Annotated in this window: 6 protein-coding genes; 4 read left to right on the top strand and 2 right to left on the bottom strand. The window is 74.6% G+C overall.

The features are described from left to right. The first annotated feature begins 122 nt into the window (after positions 1–122). Together L1885_RS22980 and L1885_RS22975 are read left to right on the top strand one after the other, a co-directional pair. Positions 123–629 carry a DUF4245 domain-containing protein gene (locus L1885_RS22980; protein WP_308117379.1) on the top strand — a complete coding sequence of 169 codons (507 nt, stop codon included), beginning with the start codon at positions 123–125 and terminating at the stop codon, positions 627–629. Between the two features lie 29 nt (positions 630–658). Next, positions 659–901, top strand: a complete 243-nt coding sequence (locus tag L1885_RS22975; RefSeq protein WP_235799076.1) for an exodeoxyribonuclease VII small subunit — start codon at positions 659–661, stop codon at positions 899–901. Between the two features lie 112 nt (positions 902–1,013). Here L1885_RS22975 and xseA read toward each other — a convergent pair whose 3' ends face one another. Beyond that, positions 1,014–2,219: an exodeoxyribonuclease VII large subunit gene (gene xseA, locus L1885_RS22970; protein ID WP_235799075.1), complete on the bottom strand. Its 1,206-nt coding sequence runs from the start codon at positions 2,217–2,219 to the stop codon at positions 1,014–1,016. A 230-nt stretch (positions 2,220–2,449) separates the two neighbouring features. Here xseA and L1885_RS22965 point away from each other — a divergent pair, with 230 nt between their 5' ends. Both L1885_RS22965 and ppgK read left to right on the top strand, forming a co-directional pair. Continuing rightward, positions 2,450–3,448, top strand: a complete 999-nt coding sequence (locus tag L1885_RS22965) for a 4-hydroxy-3-methylbut-2-enyl diphosphate reductase (protein ID WP_235799074.1) — start codon at positions 2,450–2,452, stop codon at positions 3,446–3,448. 196 nt (positions 3,449–3,644) lie between these two features. Next, positions 3,645–4,385: a polyphosphate--glucose phosphotransferase gene (gene ppgK / locus L1885_RS22960; RefSeq protein WP_235799073.1), complete on the top strand. Its 741-nt coding sequence runs from the start codon at positions 3,645–3,647 to the stop codon at positions 4,383–4,385. Positions 4,386–4,523: 138 nt separating this feature from the next. Here ppgK and L1885_RS22955 read toward each other — a convergent pair whose 3' ends face one another. Beyond that, positions 4,524–5,144 carry a DUF6542 domain-containing protein gene (locus L1885_RS22955; protein ID WP_372482000.1) on the bottom strand — a complete coding sequence of 207 codons (621 nt, stop codon included), beginning with the start codon at positions 5,142–5,144 and terminating at the stop codon, positions 4,524–4,526. Positions 5,145–5,286 lie beyond the last annotated feature (142 nt).

Here is a 5,286-nt window from a genome sequence, read left to right as displayed (position 1 = left end):
ACGACGCCCGGCCCGACGGCGCCCGGTCCGACGGCGCGGGGCGGTCCGACGGCGCGCGGACGGGTGCCGCGGCGGCACCGGGGCGACCGGCCGGGGGACCCTCCCGGCAGCGGAACCGGTCCGTGCGCGGCATGATCCTCTCGCTCATCGTCATCGGCGCGGTCGTCGGCGTGATCTACACGTTCTTCATCCCGCACGACGACAAGGCCGACCCCGTCCAGCGCGTGGACTACCGCGTCGAGCTCCTCACCGCGCGCCGCGCCGCCCCCTACCCGGTGGCCGCGCCCGTGGGGCTGCCGGCGACGTGGAAGGCGACGTCCGTCACGTACGACCAGGGCGGCGGCCACGCCTGGCACCTCGGCTTCCTGGACGCGGCCGGGCAGTACGTGGCGGTCGAGCAGTCGACGTCGCCCGTGAAGGACTACGTGTCCGACGTCAGCCAGAACGCGCGGAACACCGGCAGGACGCAGGACATCGGCGGCACGTCCTGGCAGCGGTGGAAGGGCAGCCGCTACGACGCGCTCGTGCGCACCGAGAACGGCGCGACCACCGTGGTGACCGGCACGGCCTCGTCCGGTGACCTGGCCCGGATGGCCGGTTCGCTCCAGTTCGCCCGCACGCAGGACTGACTGTCGGTACCCGCCTCTAAGCTGGTCGCATGGCCAAGACGGAGACGGATGCGGCACCGGAGCAGCCGGCCGGCGCCCTCGGGTACGAGCAGGCGCGGGACGAGCTGATCGACGTCGTGCGCCGCCTGGAGGCGGGCGGCACCAGCCTGGAGGAGTCGCTCGCGCTGTGGGAGCGCGGCGAGGAGCTGGCGAAGGTCTGCCGCCGCTGGCTGGACGGCGCCCGCGAGCGGCTCGACGCGGCCCTGAAGACGGACGAACCCGCCGAGGACTGACCGGCCGGGACGCGCCGCAACCGCGACTCCCGAAGGGCCGCGACTCGTCCGGCGCCGCCGCCTTCCCCCGCAGAATGGCGCCCCGCCGGGGACCTGTCGCCGGCCTCCGGGCTCAGTCCGCCCGTACGCGCAACTCGCCCTCCGCGACCCGCGCGCGCAGCTCGTCGCCCGATGCCACCTGCCCGGGCGCGCGGACCACCGAGCCGTCCGCCTGCTGGAGCACCGCGTACCCGCGCTCCAGGGTCGCCGCGGGGGAGAGCGCCACCACCCGCGCCAGCGTGTGCGACAGCTCCGAGTCCGCGCGGTCCAGCAGGTGGCGCAGGACGCGCCGGGCGCGGTCCTCCAGGGCCCCCACCTCCGCCTCCCGTTCGTCCACCATCCGCTGCGGGCGCTCCATCACCGGGCGCGCCAGCGCATGCGCGAGGCCGCGCTCCTCCCGCTCCAGCAGGGCGCGCACCGTGCGCAGGGCGCGCCCGCGCAGCGCGTCCACGCGCTCCAGCTCCTCGCCCACGTCCGGCACGACCCGCTTGGCCGCGTCCGTCGGCGTGGAGGCCCGCACGTCCGCCACCAGGTCCAGCAGGGGCGAGTCGGGTTCGTGGCCGATCGCCGAGACGACCGGGGTGCCGCAGGCGGCGACCGCCCGGATCAGCTGCTCGTCGGAGAAGGGCAGCAGGTCCTCGACGCTGCCGCCGCCGCGGGCCACCACGATCACGTCGACCTCGTCGATCGCGTCGAGCTCCTTGACCGCCTGCACGACCTGGGTGACCGCGTTGACCCCCTGCACGGCCGTGTTGCGCACCTCGAAGCGGACCGCGGGCCACCGGCGCCGCGCGTTCTCCAGGACGTCCCGCTCGGCGGCCGAGGCGCGCCCGCAGACCAGGCCGATCAGCCGCGGCAGGAACGGCAGCGGCCGCTTGCGCCCGGCCGCGAACAGGCCCTCCGCGGCGAGCGACTTCTTCAGCTGCTCCAGCCGCACCAGCAGCTCGCCCATGCCCACCGGCCGGATCTCCGCGGCACGCAGCGACAGCTGGCCCCGCGGCGCGTACCACTCGGGCTTCGCGTGGACGACGACGCGCGCGCCCTCGGACACCACGTCGGCGATCGCGTCGAACACCTGGCGGTAGCACGTCACGCCGACCGAGATGTCGTACGACGGGTCCCGCAGGGTCAGGAAGACCACGCCCGCGCCGGGGCGCCGGGACAGCTGCGTGATCTGCCCCTCCACCCAGACCGCGCCCAGCCGGTCGATCCAGCCGCCGATCAGGCGCGAGACCTCGCCCACGGGCAGCGGGGCATCCGGTGACGTCGTCAGAGCCATACCCGCGAGCGTATCCGCCGGGTCCGACAACGCGGAGAGCCGCGGACGACACTGTCCGCCCGCCGGCAGGACCCGAGCGCCGGAACGGCCGCCCCGGGGCTCGCCGGTCGGCGCCGGGGGAACGCACGGGCGCAGGGCGGGGGCGACCGTGCGCGCCCCGCGTGGCCCGCCCGGTGCACGCCCCGGGCGGGCGCTCCCTGGCGCCGGGGGCACCCCCGTACGATGAGTGCATGACTGCAACGCCCGACCAGCCCGCGACGCCCGCCGGAGCCGGAAAGCGCGTCCTCCTCGCCTCCCCCCGTGGGTACTGCGCGGGCGTGGACCGCGCCGTGATCGCCGTGGAGAAGGCCCTGGAGCAGTACGGCGCCCCGATCTACGTGCGGCACGAGATCGTCCACAACAAGTACGTCGTGAAAACCCTCGAGAAGAAGGGCGCCATCTTCGTCGAGGAGACCGCCGAGGTGCCCGAGGGCTCCATCGTGATGTTCTCGGCGCACGGCGTCGCCCCCGTCGTCCACGAGGAGGCGGCGGCCCGCAACCTCGCCACGATCGACGCGACCTGCCCCCTCGTCACCAAGGTCCACCGCGAGGCCGTCCGCTACGCGAAGGACGACTTCGACATCCTCCTGATCGGCCACGAGGGCCACGAGGAGGTCATCGGGACCTCGGGCGAGGCGCCCGAGCACATCACGATCGTCGACGGCCCCGCGGACGTCCCCGACGTGAAGGTGCGCGACGAGTCCAAGGTCGTGTGGCTCTCGCAGACCACGCTGTCCGTCGACGAGACGATGGAGACGGTCGACCGGCTCAAGGAGAAGTTCCCGCAGCTGGTCTCGCCGCCCAGCGACGACATCTGCTACGCCACGCAGAACCGCCAGATCGCGGTGAAGCAGATGGGCGCCGCCGCGGACCTCGTGATCGTGGTCGGCTCGAAGAACTCGTCCAACTCGGTCCGGCTGGTCGAGGTCGCGCTGGGCGCGGGCGCGCGCGACGCGCACCTGGTCGACGGCGCGGAGGAGATCGACGCGGCCTGGCTCGACGGTGTCACGACGGTGGGCCTGACCTCGGGCGCCTCCGTGCCCGACGTCCTCGTCGAGGGCGTCCTCGAGTGGCTGTCGGGGCACGGCTTCGAGGACGTCGAGATCGTGAAGGCGGCCGAGGAGTCGATCACGTTCTCGCTGCCCAAGGAGCTGCGCAGGGACCTGCGCGCGGAGCTCGGCGCGTCCTGAGCCCGTCGGCGGCGGCGCCGCCCGGGGCCCGGCCCCGAGTCGGTCCGGACCCGCGTCCGGACGTCCCGGCCGACCCGGTCCGCGCCGCCGTCCGGACCCCGGCCCGGGCGCCCCCGCCGGTCGGCACGCGAAGGCTGTCGGCCGGATTGCGCCGACGCGGCCGTACGGCCCCCCGCCTGGCCTTAACGTGGTGTTCATGAACGTCTTCGGAGTGGACATCGGCGGCTCTGGCATCAAGGGCGCACCCGTCGACCTGGACCGCGGCGACCTGGCGGAGCCCCGGCACAAAGTACTGACCCCGCACCCGGCGACGCCCGACGGCGTCCTCGAGGGTGTCGTCGAGGTCGTCGAGCACTTCGGCTGGTCGGGGCCCATCGGGGTGACCTTCCCCGGCGTCGTGACCGGGTCGGTGATCCGCACCGCGGCCAATGTCGACAAGTCGTGGGTCGACGTGGACGGGGGCAGTCTGATCGGCGACCGCCTCGGCATGCCGGTCACGGTCATGAACGACGCGGACGCGGCGGGCGTCGCCGAGATGACCTTCGGCGCGGGCCGCGGACGCAAGGGCGTCGTCATGCTCCTGACGTTCGGCACGGGCATCGGCAGCGCCCTCTTCCACGACGGCGCCCTCGTCCCGAACACGGAGTTCGGCCACCTGGAACTGAACGGGCACGACGCCGAGAAGAAGGCGTCCTCCAAGGCCAAGGAGGACGAGGACCTCAGCTACCACCACTGGGCGACCCACCGGGTGCAGAAGTACCTCGCGCACCTGGAGATGCTCTTCTCGCCCGAGCTGTTCATCATCGGCGGCGGCGTCAGCCGCAAGGCCGACAAGTTCCTGCACTACATCGAGGGCATCCGGGCCGAGATCGTCCCGGCGCAGCTCCAGAACAACGCGGGCATCGTCGGCGCGGCCATGACGGCGTCCCAGCAGTAGGCCCCGAACACCAGAAGCAGGCACCGAGCAGGCGGCCCGCGCCGGCGGTCCGCCCGTCCGCGCGGGCCCCCGGCATCCGCTGCCCGTCCGCGGGCGCCGTGGGGTCCGGCTCAGCCGCGGCGGGACCGAAGGACCGGCTCAGCCGCGGCGGGGCCCCCGTACGGTGGCCCCGCGCAGCCCGTCGCCCGGCCGGGCGGTCCGCATGGCCCGCGCCTCGGCGTCCCGCTCCGCCTGCCGGCGCCCCATCTCCCGGATCTTGCGCACGGACGCGATCACGCCGGCCACCAGCGTGCCCCCGTACAGCCAGCCCGCGTGCATCGCGAGCGACGTCACGACCGCCATCGCCTGCGTCGCGAAACCGCCGGTGCCCCCGGAGACCGGGACCGTGCCGAGGGCGAACGCGATCGGGACCGCGATCGGCGCCGTCACCAGGTCCGCCGCCCGCACCCACAGCGCGGTCGCGGCGCTGACCGGCAGGAACATCACCCCGAAGAACACGGCGGAGGCCCCGAACAGCAGATCGTCCACGAAGCCGAGGAAGACCATCGACAGGGCGGCGAACAGCCCGGTGCCCAGCCCGGTCAGGCGCGGCCGCGGCAGACCTCTGAGGGCGGCCACGACGGGCGCCTGCCGGCGGCCCGAGGCGGCGGAGGCCGTGGGCGCGACGGCCGCCCGGTAGACGCCGGCGGGCTGGGCGGACGCACCGCGCGGCCCGTACGACGAGGGGATCCGGGGTTCGCGTGTCCTGTGCTGCTCCACCGAACCAACGTAGGGGCCCGAGGGGGAGGAAGAGGGCGCGGGACACGCCCTTTGGACGACCTTGGCGCTGCGTTCTACCCCGGCACCGGACGGGTGCGGCCCCCCGCCGGGCCCGCACTCCTCGGGGCGGGTGCCCCCGGGC

Origin of the sequence: Streptomyces fuscigenes (genome assembly GCF_021556455.1) — a bacterium.
GTDB lineage: Bacteria > Actinomycetota > Actinomycetes > Streptomycetales > Streptomycetaceae > Streptomyces > Streptomyces fuscigenes.
This window is presented reverse-complemented; position numbering and strand designations above follow the sequence as displayed.